Genomic DNA, 17,723 nt, shown 5'->3' with positions numbered 1-17,723 from the left:
TCGACCACTGTCCCTCCAGTCCCGGGTGGAACTCGTCGAAGCGGCCGCACGCTGGGCGGACCGCGCGTGCGACCGAGGCTGCGCGGACGTGGGAGGAGATGGCCCAGGTGAGCGGAACCCGTTGGGCGCTCGGCATCTCCGCAGCCACTCGTGCCCTGGTGAAAAGGGCGGGCCGCCGACAGCCTGCATCAGGAAGCGATCGAGCAGCTGGACACGGCGCAGGCCGGCATGGACAGCGCCCGGGCACGGCTTCGCTACGGTGAGTGGCTGCGGCGGGAACAGCGACGGGCGGAGGCTCGATCCCACCTGAGCGAGGCACACGAGATGCTCGGCGCAGCCGGGGCCGAGGCATTCGCGGAGCGCGCGCGACGGGAGCTGCAGGCCGCAGGGGTGAAGGTACGCAAACAGGCCGCTCCGACGTCGGCGGTTCTCACCGCGAAAGAGGTCGAGATCGCGCGACGTGCCCCGGTGGCTTCACGAGCCGGGAGATCGCCGCCCGACTGTTCCTCAGCCGCCACACAGTCGAATGCCGTTGCGCAAGGTCTTCGCGAAGCTGGGCACCTCCTCCCGCAAGGAGATCGGCTCGATGCAACGCGTAGGCGTGGCGACGACGTCCTGACCCTGCTCACCGGCACCGATCAGCACCGTCGACTCCCTGCGACCTGATCGGAACGACAGGCCCTAGGCGTGAGACGCGTCCGGTTCCGCCAGCAAAGTGGGTACGGTGACGATCGTGAGGTCCTTGGTCAGCAGGCGGTGCACGGGACAGCGTCCGGCGGCTGCCAGCAACTGCTCCCGCTGAGCCGGATCCAGGTCACCGGTCAGCCCGACGTTCTTGACGATGCGTCCTTGTTCCGCGAACCGCACGGCCACGTCGATACGCTCGAGTGGCCAGCGGTGTCGGTCCGCGTAGGCCCGCACAGCCATGGAAGTGCAGGACCCCAGCGCGGCCAGAAGCAGCTCTCCCGGGGTGGGACCGGCATCGGTGCCGATGGGCTCGGGTTCGTCGGCCGTGAGTGTGTGCGTGCCGATCGCGATCGAGCGGGTGAATCGTCTGCCTTCGGCAACGGACACGAGGCGCGTGGTCATGGGTCTTCCTCTCGGCCGGGGCGCGGGGACCATGGTGTGGGGCTCGTCCCTCTTCCGCAGTGACCGAGCGGCGTGCGCGCGTGTGACAGCCGGCCCGAGGGGAAAACCGTGCGGGCCTCATGCCGCGAGGCATCGACGCGGTACGGCTGCGGGTGCCGCGCACCGACCGCACGGCCGTGCACAGCCGTGTGCGCCCTGTCCGGAGGGGGGGACGAACATCGTCACGACGAGGAAGAAGGCCGCCGTCGACTTCTTCTCCCGGATCACCGGCCACCTGATCTCCGCCGCCCGGTCGAACGGGATCGAGCACCTGGTCACCCTGTAGGTCGTCGGCAGCGACGAGGCCGACTTCGGGCCGCGCGTCGCCCCGGCGGCAGCGTCTCCGTCAGCAGGTGGACCGCCCGCTCGACGGCGTCCTGCCGCTCGGCAGGTGAGCGGCCTTGGCGGTGGCGTCCGCCCCCCCCGCACTCACCTCCACTTTCGTGCTGTTTGTCACATATCGGAGGGCTATTCCATCAGAAGGGGAGGAACCGCTAATTCTTGGCTACGCGCTGATGTTCCGGGGGTCAGGACGAACCGGCGTGACATCGGAGGCGGAGAGGAGACGAGATCGCATGCTGCTCGATATGGACCGTCCCATCTTCAGGGACAGTGCCGACACAGGGTTCTCCGTGGAGGAGGGCACCCCTGCCGCCGACTCCGCTCCCCGCGTTGCAGACCGGACGGAGCGGGATCCCCAGCCCCATTTCCACGCTGGGCTCGCGCAGCCCGAGAAATGGCTGATCGGCGTGCCGTTCCGGCCCAGCGCGTCCCGTGTGATCTGGATGTACTACGTGGTGGACGAGGCCCATGACGTCCCCGAAGCGGTGCACGCCGCCATGGAGCGCGCCAACAGCGCCCAGGAGCGGCGGGCGCGGGGCGGAATCCCTGCGACGGCAGAGCACATCGAGGTGCGGAGGATCACGGTGGATGCCGTAGGGCGCACGTGCCTGGACGGCTCCTGGTGACCGTAGGCCGTGGTGTGCGGAACCACTGTCCCGCCGACCGGCCGGGGCATGCCATGCGAGTGACGCGGATCATGGGCATGGGAAGGCATGGATGCCCCGCGGCGAGCGATGTTCTCTTGGCCGCATGAACGAAAACCCCGAGGTTCCCTTCCCGACTCCGTCCCACTGGATCGACGGCCGCGCCGTCCCCGGCTCCGGGCCGCTGATCGACGTGGTGAATCCCGCCGACGAATCCGTCATCGCCGCGGTGCGGGAGGGCACGGCCGAAGACCTGGACACGGCGGTCGAGGCCGCGGTCGCCGCCTTCCCCGGATGGGCGTCGACGTCTCCGCAGCAGCGGGCGGACGTCATGCGGCGCCTGGCCGAGGGCCTGCAGAAGCACAGCGAGGAACTGGCGGCCACCATCACCCAGGAGATGGGCGCCCCGATCGCCTTCTCCCGGCAGGCACAGGTGGGCTTCCCCGTCGCGTCGACCTTGGCCGCGATCGCAGCGGCCGAGCAGTTCGAGTGGACGGAGGTGGTCGAGAACTCGCTCGTCATCCGCGAGCCCATCGGCGTGGTCGGGGCCATCACCCCGTGGAACTTCCCGCTCCAGCAGCTCGTGACCAAGGTCGTCCCCGCGATGCTGGCGGGCAACACCGTCGTCCTCAAGCCCTCGGAGCTGTCTCCCCTCAGCGCCCGGATGTTCGCGGAGATCGCCACCGAGGCGGGTCTGCCCAACGGTGTGTTCAACGTGGTGCAGGGCACCGGCCAGGTCGTCGGTGAGGCCCTCTCCCGCCATCCGAAGATCGACATGATCTCGTTCACCGGATCCACCCGCGCCGGCAGAAGCGTCTCCGTCGCCGCGTCCGGCACCATCAAGCGGGTCGCACTCGAACTGGGTGGCAAGGCGGCCCACATCGTCCTCCCCGAGGCCGACCTCGACTCCGCCGTCGCTCGCGGACTGGCTTTCGCCTGGGCCAACGGCGGTCAGGCCTGCGGCGCCTACGTGCGCATGCTGGTGCCCGAGGGCCTCCAGGAGACCGTTGTCGAGAAGCTCCGGGCAGCGGCCGAGGAATACGTCGTCGGTGATCCCGCCGACGAGGCCACGCGGATCGGCCCGCTCGCCTCGGAGACCCAGCGCCGGCGCGTCGACGACTACATCCGGCGTGGCATCGCCGACGGCGCCACGCTCGTGGTCGGCGGCCCCGGTCGGCCGGAGGGCTTCGAGACCGGTGCCTACGTCAAGCCCACGATCTTCTCCGACGTCGACCCCGAGTCGGTCATCGCCCAGGAAGAGATCTTCGGCCCGGTCCTCGTCGTCATCCCCTACGTCGACGACGACCACGCCGTCGAGATCGCCAACGGCACGATCTACGGACTCAACGCCGCGGTGACCGGTGACGAGCACCACGCCGTGGCGATCGCCCGGCGCCTGCGCGTCGGCCAAGTCGACGTCAACGGTGGACAGCACAACTTCCAGGCCCCGTTCGGCGGGTACAAGCAGTCCGGCAACGGCCGGGAGATGGGCCGTGCCGGTCTTGAGGAGTTCCTCGAGACCAAGGCGATCACCCGCTGACGGACCGCGTCGCCGTCACCCCCCGGACAGCGGGGGTTTCGTCGCCCGGTCCGAATGGAGGGCGGCCGTGGACGAACACACCTTCGCCACGGCCGCCGGCGCCTTAGGCCCTGCGGCGGAACAACGCTGCCAGAGATCCTCCCCCTCGATCCACCTGGCCGGCCCGGGGAAACACACTGTTCCGGGGAATGAGGAGTCCTGGCCGCATTGTTCACATCGTCGACGTCATGAGCGACGGCCGCGCCGATGCGGCGCACGCATCCCGTGAGCCCTCTCCCGTTCCCGCGAGCCCGTCCCGGACATCCGTGCACCGGCACATCCCGTCGTGGCGGCACGGCCCCGTGAGAAAGGACAACCATGGCGGACCGGGCAGCACTTGCAGCCTTTCTCCGGGCGCGCCGCGAGGCCCTGCAACCGGAGGACGTCGGGCTGCCCCGCGGCCGTCGCAGGCGTACCGGAGGCCTGCGACGCGAGGAGGTCGCGGCACTCTGCGACATGTCGGTCGACTACTACAGCCGGCTCGAGCAGCCGCGAGGTCCCCATCCGTCCGAGCAGATGCTCGCCGCGATGGCCCGCGGACTGCACCTGTCCCTGGAGGAGCGCGACCTCCTCTTCCAGCTCGCCGGCCACGCCCTGCCACACCGCACCCGGCGCGGCGACCACATCAATCCCGGGATGATGCGCATCCTGGACCGGCTCGAGGACACCCCTGCCCAGGTGATGAACCACCTGGGCGAGACGCTCAAGCAGACGCGCCCGGCGGTGGCGCTGCTGGGTGACGAGACGGCCCACACCGGACTCGCACGCAGTGCCCATTACCGCTGGTTCACCGACCCCGCCTCCCGCCTGATCCACCCCGAGGACGACCACGCCGAGCAGAGTCGTCTCATGGTGGCGGACCTGCACGGCGCCTACACCCGTGACGGCGGCGAATCGCGTGCTGCCGAGTTCGTGGAGGCGCTGAACAGGGAAAGCCCCGAGTTCGCCGAGATCTGGCGCGAGCGCCCCGTGCTGGGGCCCTACTGCGCCTCCAAGCGCTTCCGGCATCCGCAGGTCGGGACGCTGGAACTGCACTGCCAGACGCTGGTCGACCCCGACCAGTCCCAGCGGCTCGTGGTCTACACCGCGACTCCGGGAACCGAGAGCCACACCAGCCTGCGGCTGCTGTCCCTCCTGCCGATCACGCCGGGGACGCCCGTCACGGGCGGACCGTGAGGAAGACGACGAGTGGAACGCCGGCCCCTTGTGTGCCGTGAGTCCACCACCGCCGTCCGCACGGGAAGGTCCGCCGAACTCGACGTGCATCGACTGGTGCCGACGGGGTCGATTCCCGGCGTCCCGGATCTTCCGCGCGCCGGGGAGTTTCGCGCCGGCACACGTGCCGAGGCCCTCACCGCTCCGTGAAGAAGTGGAGGGTGCGAGCAGGTACCGGGGCCATGGCTGTGCCCGGGTGTCAGGCCCAGGTGAGGACGTGCTCGTGGGCCAGGCGCGGCATGCGGTCGAACTCCGGAGCGCCGGCCGGGTGGCCGATGTTGACGACGAGGATGGAGCGCCAGTCGCTGTCCGGGAAGAACTCCTTGTCGATCCCGGCCGGGTCGAAGCCGGCCATCGGTCCGGCGGCCAGACCGGAGGCGCGGACGGCGAGGATGAAGTAGCCGGCCTGGAGCGGCCCGTTGAAGGACGTGATGCCCTCGCGCTGGGCGGGCTCGCCTTCGAAGTGGTCCTTCATCTCCGGGCGGATCGGCACGATGTGCGGGATGTGGTCGTGGAAGCGGTTGTCCACGGCAAGGACCGCGACGACGGGCGCGGAGGCCGACTTGGGCCGGTTCCCTTCGTCGAGGTGCGGGAGCAGGCGCTCCTTGCCTTCGGGCGTACGGATGTACAGGACACGCAGTGGCTGCATGTTCGCGGCGGTCGGGGCCCAGCGGGCGAGCTCCCAGATGCCGGTCAGCGTCTCGTCGTCCACGGGTGTGCCGGCGAAGGAGTACACGGTGCGTGCGTCGGTGAAGAGCGCAGCGCGGGCCTCGTCGTTGATGCGGGGAAGGGTTGCGGGGACGGACATGCGGGAATCTCCGTACTCGTCGTAATGGAGTAGCAGCGAAAATACTGGCCGCTACGGAAAACAGAGTGACCTCACGCACGATAGCACCCGGTTACCCTGAGGGCATGGAGGAAGCAAAGGACACCCGATCGGCTGCCTTGGGCGGCGCCAGTGCGGGACAGCATCATCCGGCGGCCTGTGACGGCGCGCTGATCAAGGCGTTCGGCTTTCTCGGCAAGCGGTGGAACGGCGTCATCCTTGCCACCCTGCAGCACGGACCACTGGGTTATGCCGAGTTGCGGCGCGCGGTGGAAGGCATCAGCGACTCCGTCCTCTCGGAGCGGCTCTCCGAACTGTCCGCCGCTGGTCTCACTCTCCGCGAGGTGGAGCCCGGCCCGCCCGTCACGGTCCGCTACTGCCTCACCCCGGACGGGAAGGCTCTGATGCCCATCCTCAGTGAGCTGGCCGGGTGGGCGTCCCGCCACCTGCCGGACACGCCGCCGGCCTCGCAGCGCGGCGGCCGTGGATAGGCGGCTCGGCCGTCCACCGAGGACGGGACCGCGCAGTCTCCTACTCGAGCGACTCGGCGTCGGCTGAGACGTCGTGCATCAACTCGGCGATGTGGGTGGGGATGGGCGGGACGGGTTCGCGGCGCACCCCGGCCGTCGGGGACCACACCAGATTGACGCTCAGGTCCGGGTCGACATCGGGGTGGTCCGACCGGTTGTGACACCCCCGTGTCTCCCGTCGCTCCAACGCGCACTCGAGTGTCGCGCGAGCGGCGAGAACGGCGGACCTGAGGTCATAGGCGTACGCGAGGTCCTGAAAGCCGCCGATGTCGATGTGCACACCCGCGTTCTGCATGCGGTCCTCGATCTCGTCGAGTCCGGTGAGCCCGGTGGCGAGCCCGCTCTCGTCCCGCACCACACCGGCGAACTCCGTCATCAGGTGGCGCACCGACCGTAGCAGCGCGCGGATGTTCTGTTCGCCGTCGGCGGCCAGTAGCCGGTTCACGTCCGCCTCAGCGGCGCGTACCGCCGCCGGCGACCGGTGCTGGGCCGTGAGCCCGGCCGAGTACTCCGCCGCGGCCCGGCCGGCGATCCGGCCGTAGACGAGCAGTTCGATCAGGGAGTTCTCCTCCAACCTGTTCGCACCGTGCAGACCACTGGCCGCCTCCCCGATCACATAGAGGCCGATGACATCGGTGCTGTGGTCCTCGGGCCGGACCCGGACACCGCCCATGGAGTACTGGGCAGTCGGCGCGACCTCGATCGGGTCGTGGGTGATGTCGAGCATCTGCAGGTCCAACAGGGTCCGGTGCACCCGCGGCAGCCGCGTCAGGACCGTCTCACGCGGCAGGTGGGACAGGTCGAGCCACACGCCGCCGGCCTGCGTGCCGCGGCCCTCCCGGATCTCCGTGTAGCACGCCAGGGTCACCCTGTCCCGGCTGCCGAGCTCCATGCGCTCGGCGTCGTAGCGCGTCATGAACCGCTCACCGAGGTTGTTGAGCAGGACCCCGCCCTCGCCGCGTGCCGCCTCACTGACGAGCACACCGGCCGCGTTCTCCGGCCTGATCAGCCCGAAGGGGTGGAACTGCACCAGCTCTGGGTCCCGCAGCCGGGCGCCGGCTTCGACGGCGAGGCGGAAGGCGTCGCCGGTGTTCTCGTGGCGACGCGAGGACGTACGCCGCCAGATGCGCGTGTGCCCCCCGGTCGCCAGGATCACGGAGTCGGCGTGCACGAGGTAGCGCGAGCCGTCGACGAGGTCGAATCCATAGGCACCGAACACCGTCCCGTCGTCGACCAGCAGCCGAGTGACGTACACGTTGGACAGGACGGGGATGTCGAGCTGCTGTGCGCGTTCGCGCAGCGCTCGCTGCACCTCCGGGCCGGTGTACTCGCCGGTGGACACGGTGCGGCGGTACGTGGGGGCACCGAACTGGCGCTGGGCGGGCCCGCCATGACCCCGGTGGTCGGGGAGCGTGCCGTAGCGCCCCACGTCGTGGAACTCTCGCGCCGCGTGGCGGGCCACGACCTGCGCGGTGCGCGGATCGGCCAGCAAGCGGCTTGCCCGCAACGTGTCGGCTGCATGTTGTGCCCATGTGTCGTGGCCGCCGACGGCGGCGGGCACCCTCTCGAAACCTCCTGTTGCCAGGACAGTGTGGACATCGTCGGGCGCGCGTCGGTCCACCGCGACGACCGCGACACCGGCCTCGGCGACTTCTATGGCCGCTCGGAGGCCTGCTCCACCGGCCCCCACCACGAGCACGGACGTGGCGAGCTGGTGTCCGAATGAAGACATGGGACCTCCTGCGACTGCGGACGGGCAAGATCATAGGCAGTGGTCGACCGGATAGTGGGGCCGTGTGTGACAGGCTCGGAGCAATTTTCCGACGTGGACTCCGTCACAACATTGCGACACAAGGTGTGGTCCCTGTCCCAGGTATCGTGGCAAGGATCGTCCCGACAACCGTTGTGCGATTTTTCCATCCCCGGATTCCCCCAAGGAGCCACATCGTATGATCGCCAGCCCGCTTCCGGACCTCGTCGGCCGGCATCGCGAGTGCGCGGCGCTCGACGACCTGCTGGTCGGCCTGCGCCAAGGCGGGTCCCGAGTACTGGTGGTCCGTGGGGAAGCCGGCATCGGGAAGTCGGTGCTTCTGCAGTACCTGGCCACGCAGGCGTCAGGGGTGAAGGTGACCTGGGCGCAGGGCATCGAGGCCGACATGGAGCTGCCCTACGCGAGCCTGCACCAACTGTGCGCACCGTTCCTGGACGAGCTCGAAGAACTGCCGGAACCGCAGCGCGACGCCCTCCGCGTGGCCTTCGGGATGGCGGCCGGAGACCCGCCCGACCGCTTCCTGGTCGGCCTCGCCGTGCTGACGCTGCTCACCCGTGCCTCGGAGACGCGGCCGGTGCTCGTTCTGGTCGACGACGCTCAGTGGCTGGACCAGGTGTCCTTGCAGACCCTGGAGTTCGTGGCGCGGCGACTGCTCGCCGAGGCGGTCGCGATGGCGTTCGCGGTGCGCGACCCCGAGGGACAGGCGGCACTCAATGGTCTGCCGGCGCTGCGCATCGGCGGTCTCGACACGGCCCCGGCCGGAGAGCTCCTCGAGGCCGCTGTCGGCGGGCGGCTGGAGAAGCGTGTCCGGGACCGGTTCGTGGCCGAGATGGACGGCAACCCACTGGCGCTGCTCGAGTTCTCCCGTGGTCGCAGCGCCGCCGAGCTGGCGTACGGCCTTGACTCGTCGCGTCACCCGAGCGTCGAGGGGCCGGTTGCGAGCCGTGTTGAACGGGACTTCGCCAGCCGGCTCGGTTCGCTGCCGGCGGCGACCCGGACACTGCTGCTGATCGCCGCGGCGGAACCCGTCGGTGACGCGTGCCTGCTGGTTCGCGCAGCCGCCTTTCTCAAGATCACTCCCCAGGCCGCACCGGCCAAGGCGGCGGGCCTGATCGAGTTCGGTGAGTCGGTCCGGTTCCGGCACCCGTTGGTCCGTTCGGCGGTCTACCACGGAGCCGAACCCGAAGAACGCCGAGCGGTGCACCGGGCGCTGGCCGAGGCCACGGACCCGGTGCTCGACCCCGACCGGCGCGCCTGGCACGCCGCCCAGGCCGCCGACGGGCCGGACGAGGAGGTCGCCGCAGGGCTGGAGCAGGCCGCCGACCGCGCCCGGCAGCGCGGCGGCATCGCGGCCGAGGCGGTACTGCTGGAACGCGCGGTCGAGGTGACACCGGACCCTCGGCCGCGGGGGCGCCGAGCCCTCGCTGCCGCCGAGGCGCACTTCTCGGCCGCCGCGCCCGGCCGGGCCACGGAGCTCGCGACGGTGGCCGAACTGTATCCTCTGAGCGCCCTGGATCGCGCCCGCCTGGCGCGCCTGCGGGCCAGGATCCTCTTCGCCCGCAGCCGCAGCGACGAGGCGGCACCTCTGCTTCTTGAGGCCGCCGCGCAGTTCACCGCCGCCGGGTCGCCACTGGCGCGGGAGACGTACCTGGAGGCGATCAGCGCGACCATCTTCGCGGGCCGGGTCCACGGTCCCACAGGTGCCCGCGCCGCCGCGATCGCGGCCCGCAGATCCGGGGCGCCCCCCTCGGGCTCCAAGGCCGCGGATCTCCTGCTGGACGGCGTGGCCGCGCTCCTCGCGGACGGATACGAGACCGGTGTCCCGGCACTGCGCGGCGCGCTGGAACTGCTCGCGCACGAGGAGCTCGACACCCGGGAGGCCACCATGCGCTGGCTTCTGCTGGTGCCGGTCGCGCTGGAGGCGTTCATCCACTACGCCTGGGACCTGCACGCGTGGGACACGCTGTCGAGCCGCGCGGTGCGCCTGGCCCGCGACATCGGAGCGCTCGGCGCGCTGCCACCGGCCCTCATCTACGCCGGCGGCGTGCACATCCACTACGGCGACTTCGCCGAGGCAGCCCGGATGATCGGCGAAGCCGACGCGCTCGCCGCCGCGACCGGCCACGCCCCGCACAAGTACGCGACGCTCGTTCTGGCCGCGTGGCGAGGCGAGGCGGACGTCGCCGCCGGCATCATCGAAGAAGCCAGGGACCAGGCCGAACAACGAGGTGAGGTTTCCCTGCTGGGCGCCATGGGCTACATCCAAGGCGTGCTGTTCAATGGCCTGGCACGCTACGAAGAGGCCATGGAGGCCGCTCGCACGGGCATCGAGCACGATGGATTCAACTTCACCGGCCTGTCGCTGGTGGAACACGTCGAGGCCGCCACCCGGTGCGGTGAACTCGACCGGGCCCGCGCCTCGCTGGCCCGGCTGGTCGAACTCACCCGTGCCGCCGACTCCGGATGGGCGCGTGGCGCCGGCGCCCGCAGCCAGGCTCTCCTCGCCGACGGTGACGAGGCCGATCGTCTCTACCGGACCGCGATCGAGGAGTTCCGCCGCGGCAGTGTGACCGTGGAGGTGGCACGCACCCACCTGCTGTACGGCGAGTGGCTGCGCCGCAGCAACCGCCGATCGCCGGCGCGGGAGCACCTGCGCACGGCTCACGAGATGTTCGACGGAATGCGGGCGCACGCGTTCGCCGAGCGAGCCCGCCGCGAGCTGCTCGCCACCGGCGAGCACGTCAGGGCGCGGGAGGACAAGCCGGCGAGCGCCCTCACCCCCCAGGAGTCGCAGGTCGCGACGCTCGCGGCCGACGGCATGACGAACGCGAAGATCGGCGCGGAGCTGTTCATCAGCCCGCACACCGTGGAGTGGCACCTGCGGAAGGTGTACACGAAGCTCGGGATCAACTCGCGTCGCGCGCTGCCGGGTGCCCTCGCGAGCACCCCGGCCACGGACACCATGGATCAGGGCAAGGTGCCGGCCGGCTGAGGGACGGTGCGGGACCCCCCGGATTCCCCCTGGGGTCCCCACGGACTCGACCACGGGCGACAAGGGCGCGGTGAGCGGCGCTTCCGACCGAGGGTGGACTTATCGCCCTTGAGGGGCGCCCGCCCAAGAAGTGGAGTCACCGATGTCCGCGCCCAGCCCGGAGACGACGACGCCGACCGAACCCCCGGTCGTCCGGCCGGACGAGGGCGACCTGAACCTCGCCCTCGACATATTCCTGACCCAGCGGACACGACTGTTCCGCATCGCCTACCGCATTCTCGGCGACGCCACGGGCGCCGAAGACGTGGTCCAGGAGGTGTGGCTGCGCTGGCAGCTCACCCAGCGCGCAACGATCGAGAATCCGGCCGCGTTCCTGACCACGGCCACCAAGCGTATGGCGATCAACGTGATTCAGTCAGGGCGGCACCGCCACGAGATCCCGGTCGAGTCGCAGTTGGCCGACCTCGCCGACCGGTCCGCCCAGGATCCCGTGGCGGGTGCCGATCGGGCCGTGGCGGTCGAGGAGGCCCTGGCCCTGCTCATGGCGAGACTGACGCCGGACCGACTGGCCGCCTACGTGCTGCGGAAGGGTTTCGACTACGCCTACGCCGAACTCGCGGAGTTGCTGCGGATCAGCGCACCGCACGCACGGGTGGTGGTCCACCGCGCGCAGGCCCGCCTCGAGCGTGACCGCGAGCGGCCAGTCGCCGCCGAGTCGCACCGTCGCCTCGTCGCCGCGTTCCGGACCGCGGCCGACACCGGGGACCTGGAAGGCCTGGTGCGGCTTCTCGTCCCCGAGGGCCGTGTTCACCGCGTGCCGTCGTTGGCCCAGCGATCACCTGGTCCGGCCCATCTGCCCGCCCGGCACGCGGCGTGAGCGCTGCCGGACGGGTATTGGGCGTGCATCGGTCTCCACGGGTGCCTCCGGTCGGCCCGCACACCCAGCGGAGACGCCGACGCGGGAGGAGCGGCTCGTGCCCATGGAGCCGCGCCGCGCGGCAGCTGACGCCGGCGCCCACCGAAGAAGGTGATGAGCTCGGACGGGCCGGAGGCCCAGCACGACCGCGACCTTGCGGTCGGAGCATCGGGTGGCCTCCGGACATGACGGGGAGGCCAGTGACGGGGCTGTCTCCCCGCCCGGCGGCCGGGGTCAGGAGGGGTGAAGTTCGACAACGACGCGGTAGCCGGCAGGCTCTGAGGTGATGTGAAGGTCAGGGTCGTCGAACATGCGTCGCAGCGAGGCGAGCCACTCGGGATGGGTGGTGGCTCTGTCGAGCGCGGTGCCCGAACTCCAGTCAGCGATATGGACGAACCGTGTCTCAGGTGCGTCGGCGAGCGGCCTGTGCAGGCGGGACCGGACAAAGCCGGGTTGGGTCGACATGATCCGGGCGTTCTCTTGGTACACCTGGACGAAGTACTCGGCTTCGGCCGTCGGCACGGTGTAGCTCTTGATCAAGGTGACCGGCTCATCGACTCCGGTCCTGGACTGCAAGGCTTGACTCATATCGTGAAGACCGACGACGCCTCGATCTTGTGACAGCCCTCCGGCCGTTGGGCGTTGCTCCGAGACGGCGCCTCCTACCAGCGTTCGCCGGCCTTCTGTCACAACGACGGCCCCCGTCTTGTCTACACGGTGCAGACAAGCGGCGGCGGCTCACCCGCCACGCTCGCCTGCCGGGACGTCGTCCCGGCAGCAAGCAGTCGGACGCTGCGGACAGCAGGGAGGCCATCGCCTATGAGTGACGATGCCACGTTGATCACGCAGTGGAACCGGCTGACCCGTTTCCATCGTCGGATCGAGGCCCGCATGGAGCGACACCTTCATCGGCACCTGGGTCTGGGAGTGAGCGAGTTCTACGCCCTGCGGGCCCTGCGGGAGGGTGTCCGGGCCGGTACGGGTCTGCTCTACCTCAACGACCTGGCCAACGGGATCGGGCTGAGCCAGTCCGCCACCAGCCGTCTGGTGACCCGCCTGCAGGACCGCGGCCTGATCACCACGCACACCTCGTCGCTCGACCGTCGGAGCGTCGAGATCGAACTCACCGCCGTCGCACACGACGTGCTGCGGTTGGGTTCGCCCCTTCTCCACCAGGCGGTCGAGGAGGTGGTACGGCAACTCGGCGCCGAGGACACCGAGGAGGACCTGATCCGCTACCTCAGGGGGAGCGGGGACGGCGGCGCGACCCCTCCACCGGTCGACCACGTCACCGCCCGTTGATCTCAGCCCGCTTGTGCGTCGTCCCCGCAGGCGTCTCCTGAGCCGGTCCGCCTGCAACGCACGGCTCACCGCCCCTGCTCACCGCGCGCGACAGTGCCGTGGGTGCGTTCGTTACCCTGATGTTCGACGCACGCCGAACGTTCGGTAGCATGGTCGGCATGCCGGACCACTCGTCACCTGCCGACAGCGAGATCACCCTGCCACGCCTCCTGGGAGTGCTGGGCGATCCGACACGGCTGGGGATCGTCCGGATCCTGTCCGACGGCGCCGAACGAGGATGGGGGCAGTTCAGCGCTCCCGTCGCCAAGTCCACGCTCAGTCATCATCTCAAGACGCTGCGCGAGGCGGGTGTCACGCAGACCCGCCAGGAGGGCACGCGCTGCTTTGTGAAGCTGCGACGCGACGCCCTCGAGGCCCGTTTTCCCGGCCTCTTGTCGGCGCTGCTGTCTGCCGCTGTCACCGACAACGTCGGAGAACACGTCACCGAGCGTGACGATCAGGCGTAACTTCGTCGCTGCTCGGCGCCCGTACGCGACGACCGGTGAGCCACAGGCGGTGACCTCTCGCCGTAGGGGCCTGTGACGCGCGCTGCCGCGAGACTCGGTGCCGCAGGCGGCGGACGTGACAATCGCCTCACGCCGCCGTGTCATCCCGTGCCGCCTTGTTGCCGTGGTGACGAACGCCTCGGAGCGGTTTGGCCTGCGCGCGCCACGGGACGTTCACCCATCCGCGGCCGTCGTCTTCACTGCTTCCGCATTTGACGGGATTGCAGAGCCCGCCCATGATGTTCTATGTACAACGAACATCGAACAAGGGGCCCTGATGTCTGCGAACTCCCTGGACCAAACCTTCTCCGGCCATGTCGTGATCGTCACCGGCGCCGGGTCCGGTATCGGCCGGGCCGCGGCCGTCGCCTTCGCCGAGGCGGGCGCACACGTACTCGGGGTGGGCCGCCGTGAGGAGCCGCTGAAGGAGACCGCCGCGGCCCACCACAACATCGACGTCCTGGCGATCGACATCTGCGGCGACGGAGCACCCGCCAAGGTCGTGAGCGCAGCCGTGGAGCGGTGGGGACGCCTCGACCATCTGATCAACAACGCCGGCGCGACAGCGGTCATGCCGCTGGCGGAGACCGACAAGCAGACGATCGTCAGTCTGTTCGAGCTCAATGTCGTCGCGCCCAGCCTCCTGGCCCATGAGGCCCTGCCGCACCTGCGGAAGACCTCTGGCACGATCATCAACCTCTCCAGCACCTATGGGCACCGTCCCATGGCGGGCGGCGCGCACTACTCGGCCACCAAGGCGGCCATCGAACAGATGACGCGGAGTTGGGCCCTGGAACTCGCCGGCGAAGGGGTTCGCGTCAACTCCGTGGCTCCCGGCCCCACCCGCACCGACGTCATGCTGCACGCCGGTCTGACCCCCGAGGCGGCCAACGACATGTACGCCTATGAGCGCGACCGCATCCCCACCCACCGCATCGCGAGCGCGGACGAGGTGGCGCACTGGATCCTTCGGATGGCCGACCCGGCCGGGCGTCACGCGACCGGTCAGGTGATCACCGTCGACGGCGGGCTGGAACTTATCTGACTTTGCTGTCCTCGGCCCGCGCTCACGGCGGGCTGCAGGAGCCTGATTGCTTGTCACCAACAGGCGACATGCTCGGTCACGACTGTGTTCTGAGGTGGGCGCGTGGGGGAGGAGTGGCCTTGCCTCTTTGGCGGGTGACTTCTGACGTGGTCTCGCTCCTGCGGGCGGGCGCTCCTCAGTGAGCCGCACACCACTCATTGACGAAAGGCACGTCATGAAGGTCGCAGTCATCGGCGGAACCGGGCTCATCGGCTCGCAGGTCGTCCGGAATCTGAACGCCGCGGGACACGAGGCGGTACCGCACTCGCAGTCCACCCGAGTCGACGTCATCAGCGGTCAGGGGGTCGAGCAGGCCGTCGCCGGGGCCGACGTCGTCGTCAACCTGACCAACTCACCGACCTTCGACGAGGCCTCACCGGCCTTCTTCCAGACCTCGATGGACAACCTCCTGGCCGCCTCCCACAAGGGCGGCGTCGGACACTTCGTCATCCTCTCGATCGTCGGGGTGGACCAGGTTCCGCAGTTGGACTACTACCGCGCCAAGGTCCTGCAGGAAGACCTCCTCAAGGCCGGTCCGATCCCCTACTCGATCGTCCGGGCCACGCAGTTCATGGAGTTCATGGACGCCGTCCTGTCCTGGACCGCCGACGGCGACACCGTCCGTCTGCCCGCCACGCCGATCCAGCCGATCGCCGCCAAGGACGTGGCCGACGCGGTGGGGGAGGTCGCCGCGGGCGCCCCGCTGAACGGCATCCGCGACATCGGCGGTCCCGAGGTCTTCAACCTCGACGAGCTGGGCCGGATCATCCTGTCCCACAAGGGCGACCCTCGCACCGTGGTCACCGACCCCACCGCCGGGATGTTCGCGGCCGTCGAGGGCGACGTCCTCACCGGCAGGAACGCTCACCTCGCCGCCACCCGCTACACGGACTGGCTCGCCTGACCGAGGTCCAGTACCAGTTGCCGGCCCGCCGCGAGAACGACAGCCGTCCTGTTCCCGCGGCGGGCGGATAACCACTGCATGCGCGGCGCCGGTCGCCTCGGTGAGCCGGTGCAAGGCGTCGGCGGCCGCGTCGGGCTCGTTGCTGAGGACCGTTGCTGCCACCAGCGCGGTCGGCAGCGTCGGGGTCAGTGGAGAGGGCCCCGAACGGGGACCTCAGCGTACCGAGACGACCGTCAGGGACTTGACGGGGCCGGTGCCGCGCAGGGTGAGGTCGAACAGCAGGTGCCCCTTCCCAGGGCGTAGATCGGCCGTGCGACCAGGGGCGATCTCCCGTTCCGGGCCCTGCCGGCGCTCGCCCTGACGCGCGCCGTGGATGACGGTGACGTACACGGTGGACGGCCCGGTGTTGCGTACCCGCACCCCTGTGGTCGTTGCGCAGTGCCGCGGCTTGTCGGGCGTCGGGCACAGGTAACGCAGGTCACCGAAACCGTAGGTGCCGCAGGACAGCTCCTGGTCGGAGGGGAGAGCGGAGCGGCAGGTGCGCCCGGCGCCGACACGGTCGTCGCCCGTGTCGTCGGCGTCACGCGGGAACGACGTGCCCCAGGCGATCAGGGCCAGGGCGGCACAGCCCGCCAACGCGGCGGCGGCCAGGCCATGGGGCCATCCATGAGCGGTCGGCATCCGGGAGCGACGTACGGCGTTCACTGAAGTCCTCGACACGCACCTTGACCACGCATCGAGTGGATCTGTGACACGGGCGCGCCCGCCCGTCCGCTGTCATCGCCACGGCGGCCGTGACGCCCGAGGGCCCGTCTCCCGATTCAAGAGCGCGCCGTCGCCGCGGCCTGGCCCGGCCCTGCCCTTCCTGCCCGTTTCGGACGGGTGGTGGCACGCCGCCACGCCGTTGTCCCGCCCGTCGGTCGTCGGGCCGTGCCGCAGTTCGCCGCATGCCGCCCGTGCGTGCCCGGCTCCGTGACGACGTGGCATGCAGCCGCGACGAGAACGGGTGCGGACCTGGCGGGCGGCAGCTCAGGCCGGGAAGGCGAACAGGCGGTACTCGGACATCGTGGTGAAGCCGAAGCGCCGGTACAGCGGCTCACCGGCGGGGCTCGCCACGAGCGCTGCGCAGTGCATCCCCCTTTCCTGACCGACCCGGAGCGCGGCGACCGTCAACGCTGCCCCGATGCCTTGCCGGCGATGCGCCTCGGCCACATGTACGAGAAAGATCCCGGCCACCCCGTGGGCGGTGATGAGCACCGTCGACCCCACCACCCGGTCGTCCAGCACCGCGGCCATCCGGATGATGTCCGCGTTGTCCTCGCGTCGCGACTCGATGCACACCATCTCGGCCTCCAGGCCGGGCGCGATCCCCATCGACGTCCGGTACGTCCGGACCAGCTCCGCCAGCGATTCCCCGTCCCGGACTGTCTCCACACGCAGGCCGGCGGGTGCATCTTCCGAACCGGTCGGAGTGAGCGTGGTGCCCGGACCGGCCGGGTGGTCGAGCGACCTCACCATCACCGGCAGTACGGCGAGTTCCCGTCCGCCGTGGCGCCCCAGGGCGTCGGCGGTGCCCTCGGGGCTGTCGGGGCCGACCCACCACCACCAGGGAAGGCCCGCCAGATCCTCGCGGGCGGCAGCCACGGCCTGCCCGACCGCGGACACGGACCGCACGCGCACCACACCGTTGAACTGCGGCGTCGCAAGACCGCTGCGGAACTGATCGAGGACGGACCCAGGACGGCTCTCCGCGTCCCATCCCATGAGGTATTGACGGAAATTGGCGAACACCGCCGCCATCGCGCCAGGGTCCTGGGGAGCCTTCGGGGCCTGCGTCCGATCATCGTGCGGCATGCCGCTCGCCCTTGCTGCATTCACCACGAACACGACCCTCTTCACTGCACTGGTCTGCCACCTGACGGGGGCTCGGTGAGTGTAGTGCCGT

The 17,723-nt window shown here is 70.2% G+C and carries 16 protein-coding genes; 10 read left to right on the top strand and 6 right to left on the bottom strand.

Annotated elements, in window-relative coordinates; genetic code table 11:
* Positions 1–681: 681 nt before the first annotated feature.
* Entirely contained in the window at positions 682–1,089 is a 408-nt protein-coding gene (locus IPT68_RS04150; protein WP_189701230.1) for an OsmC family protein, read from the bottom strand.
* A gap of 626 nt (positions 1,090–1,715) precedes the next feature.
* On the opposite strand from IPT68_RS04150, the gene IPT68_RS04145 reads away from it, so the two are divergent.
* From IPT68_RS04145 to IPT68_RS04135, 3 genes are all read left to right on the top strand, one after another.
* Complete coding sequence (locus IPT68_RS04145) at positions 1,716–2,096, top strand: hypothetical protein (RefSeq protein WP_228040251.1); 381 nt, start codon at positions 1,716–1,718, stop codon at positions 2,094–2,096.
* Positions 2,097–2,187: 91 nt separating this feature from the next.
* Positions 2,188–3,654 carry an aldehyde dehydrogenase family protein gene (locus IPT68_RS04140; protein WP_189701228.1) on the top strand — a complete coding sequence of 489 codons (1,467 nt, stop codon included), beginning with the start codon at positions 2,188–2,190 and terminating at the stop codon, positions 3,652–3,654.
* 357 nt (positions 3,655–4,011) lie between these two features.
* Positions 4,012–4,869 (top strand): helix-turn-helix transcriptional regulator, encoded by an 858-nt coding sequence (locus IPT68_RS04135; protein ID WP_189701227.1) that lies wholly within the window; start codon positions 4,012–4,014, stop codon positions 4,867–4,869.
* 238 nt (positions 4,870–5,107) lie between these two features.
* On the opposite strand, the gene IPT68_RS04130 is transcribed toward IPT68_RS04135, so the two are convergent.
* Entirely contained in the window at positions 5,108–5,716 is a 609-nt protein-coding gene (locus IPT68_RS04130) for a malonic semialdehyde reductase (RefSeq protein ID WP_189701226.1), read from the bottom strand.
* A gap of 104 nt (positions 5,717–5,820) precedes the next feature.
* Between IPT68_RS04130 and IPT68_RS04125 the strand changes: the two genes are divergently transcribed.
* Positions 5,821–6,225 carry a winged helix-turn-helix transcriptional regulator gene (locus tag IPT68_RS04125; protein WP_189701225.1) on the top strand — a complete coding sequence of 135 codons (405 nt, stop codon included), beginning with the start codon at positions 5,821–5,823 and terminating at the stop codon, positions 6,223–6,225.
* Between the two features lie 40 nt (positions 6,226–6,265).
* Here the strand turns inward: IPT68_RS04125 and IPT68_RS04120 are convergent, their stop codons facing one another.
* Entirely contained in the window at positions 6,266–7,996 is a 1,731-nt protein-coding gene (locus IPT68_RS04120) for an FAD-binding protein (RefSeq protein WP_189701224.1), read from the bottom strand.
* A 217-nt stretch (positions 7,997–8,213) separates the two neighbouring features.
* On the opposite strand from IPT68_RS04120, the gene IPT68_RS04115 reads away from it, so the two are divergent.
* Both IPT68_RS04115 and IPT68_RS04110 read left to right on the top strand, forming a co-directional pair.
* Positions 8,214–11,027 (top strand): helix-turn-helix transcriptional regulator, encoded by a 2,814-nt coding sequence (locus IPT68_RS04115; protein WP_189701223.1) that lies wholly within the window; start codon positions 8,214–8,216, stop codon positions 11,025–11,027.
* 142 nt (positions 11,028–11,169) lie between these two features.
* Positions 11,170–11,904 carry a sigma factor gene (locus IPT68_RS04110; RefSeq protein WP_189701222.1) on the top strand — a complete coding sequence of 245 codons (735 nt, stop codon included), beginning with the start codon at positions 11,170–11,172 and terminating at the stop codon, positions 11,902–11,904.
* 273 nt (positions 11,905–12,177) lie between these two features.
* On the opposite strand, the gene IPT68_RS04105 is transcribed toward IPT68_RS04110, so the two are convergent.
* Positions 12,178–12,483 carry an antibiotic biosynthesis monooxygenase family protein gene (locus IPT68_RS04105; protein WP_229818483.1) on the bottom strand — a complete coding sequence of 102 codons (306 nt, stop codon included), beginning with the start codon at positions 12,481–12,483 and terminating at the stop codon, positions 12,178–12,180.
* Between the two features lie 279 nt (positions 12,484–12,762).
* Between IPT68_RS04105 and IPT68_RS04100 the strand changes: the two genes are divergently transcribed.
* The 4 genes from IPT68_RS04100 to IPT68_RS04085 all read left to right on the top strand — a co-directional run bounded on the left by IPT68_RS04100 (position 12,763) and on the right by IPT68_RS04085 (position 15,778).
* Entirely contained in the window at positions 12,763–13,245 is a 483-nt protein-coding gene (locus IPT68_RS04100) for a MarR family winged helix-turn-helix transcriptional regulator (protein ID WP_189701220.1), read from the top strand.
* Positions 13,246–13,403: 158 nt separating this feature from the next.
* On the top strand, positions 13,404–13,751 hold the full coding sequence (locus IPT68_RS04095) for an ArsR/SmtB family transcription factor (RefSeq protein WP_189701219.1): 348 nt from the start codon (positions 13,404–13,406) through the stop codon (positions 13,749–13,751).
* Between the two features lie 316 nt (positions 13,752–14,067).
* On the top strand, positions 14,068–14,835 hold the full coding sequence (locus tag IPT68_RS04090; RefSeq protein WP_189701218.1) for an SDR family NAD(P)-dependent oxidoreductase: 768 nt from the start codon (positions 14,068–14,070) through the stop codon (positions 14,833–14,835).
* Positions 14,836–15,049: 214 nt separating this feature from the next.
* Positions 15,050–15,778 carry an SDR family oxidoreductase gene (locus tag IPT68_RS04085; RefSeq protein WP_189701217.1) on the top strand — a complete coding sequence of 243 codons (729 nt, stop codon included), beginning with the start codon at positions 15,050–15,052 and terminating at the stop codon, positions 15,776–15,778.
* Positions 15,779–15,991: 213 nt separating this feature from the next.
* Here IPT68_RS04085 and IPT68_RS04080 read toward each other — a convergent pair whose 3' ends face one another.
* Both IPT68_RS04080 and IPT68_RS04075 read right to left on the bottom strand, forming a co-directional pair.
* Positions 15,992–16,483: a hypothetical protein gene (locus tag IPT68_RS04080; protein WP_189701216.1), complete on the bottom strand. Its 492-nt coding sequence runs from the start codon at positions 16,481–16,483 to the stop codon at positions 15,992–15,994.
* Positions 16,484–16,807: 324 nt separating this feature from the next.
* Complete coding sequence (locus IPT68_RS04075; protein ID WP_189701215.1) at positions 16,808–17,632, bottom strand: GNAT family N-acetyltransferase; 825 nt, start codon at positions 17,630–17,632, stop codon at positions 16,808–16,810.
* Positions 17,633–17,723 lie beyond the last annotated feature (91 nt).

It is taken from the genome of Streptomyces chromofuscus (assembly GCF_015160875.1).
GTDB lineage: Bacteria > Actinomycetota > Actinomycetes > Streptomycetales > Streptomycetaceae > Streptomyces > Streptomyces chromofuscus.
This window is presented reverse-complemented; position numbering and strand designations above follow the sequence as displayed.

What these genes read in the sequence shown, in the direction of transcription:
- IPT68_RS04150 (WP_189701230.1), bottom strand. Translation starts at nt 1,089, where the DNA reads ATGACCACGCGCCTCGTGTCCGTTGCCGAAGGCAGACGATTCACCCGC.
- IPT68_RS04145 (WP_228040251.1), top strand. Translation starts at nt 1,716, where the DNA reads ATGGACCGTCCCATCTTCAGGGACAGTGCCGACACAGGGTTCTCCGTG.
- IPT68_RS04140 (WP_189701228.1), top strand. Translation starts at nt 2,188, where the DNA reads ATGCCCCGCGGCGAGCGATGTTCTCTTGGCCGCATGAACGAAAACCCC.
- IPT68_RS04135 (WP_189701227.1), top strand. Translation starts at nt 4,012, where the DNA reads ATGGCGGACCGGGCAGCACTTGCAGCCTTTCTCCGGGCGCGCCGCGAG.
- IPT68_RS04130 (WP_189701226.1), bottom strand. Translation starts at nt 5,716, where the DNA reads ATGTCCGTCCCCGCAACCCTTCCCCGCATCAACGACGAGGCCCGCGCT.
- IPT68_RS04125 (WP_189701225.1), top strand. Translation starts at nt 5,821, where the DNA reads ATGGAGGAAGCAAAGGACACCCGATCGGCTGCCTTGGGCGGCGCCAGT.
- IPT68_RS04120 (WP_189701224.1), bottom strand. Translation starts at nt 7,996, where the DNA reads ATGTCTTCATTCGGACACCAGCTCGCCACGTCCGTGCTCGTGGTGGGG.
- IPT68_RS04115 (WP_189701223.1), top strand. Translation starts at nt 8,214, where the DNA reads ATGATCGCCAGCCCGCTTCCGGACCTCGTCGGCCGGCATCGCGAGTGC.
- IPT68_RS04110 (WP_189701222.1), top strand. Translation starts at nt 11,170, where the DNA reads ATGTCCGCGCCCAGCCCGGAGACGACGACGCCGACCGAACCCCCGGTC.
- IPT68_RS04100 (WP_189701220.1), top strand. Translation starts at nt 12,763, where the DNA reads ATGAGTGACGATGCCACGTTGATCACGCAGTGGAACCGGCTGACCCGT.
- IPT68_RS04095 (WP_189701219.1), top strand. Translation starts at nt 13,404, where the DNA reads ATGCCGGACCACTCGTCACCTGCCGACAGCGAGATCACCCTGCCACGC.
- IPT68_RS04090 (WP_189701218.1), top strand. Translation starts at nt 14,068, where the DNA reads ATGTCTGCGAACTCCCTGGACCAAACCTTCTCCGGCCATGTCGTGATC.
- IPT68_RS04085 (WP_189701217.1), top strand. Translation starts at nt 15,050, where the DNA reads ATGAAGGTCGCAGTCATCGGCGGAACCGGGCTCATCGGCTCGCAGGTC.
- IPT68_RS04075 (WP_189701215.1), bottom strand. Translation starts at nt 17,632, where the DNA reads ATGCCGCACGATGATCGGACGCAGGCCCCGAAGGCTCCCCAGGACCCT.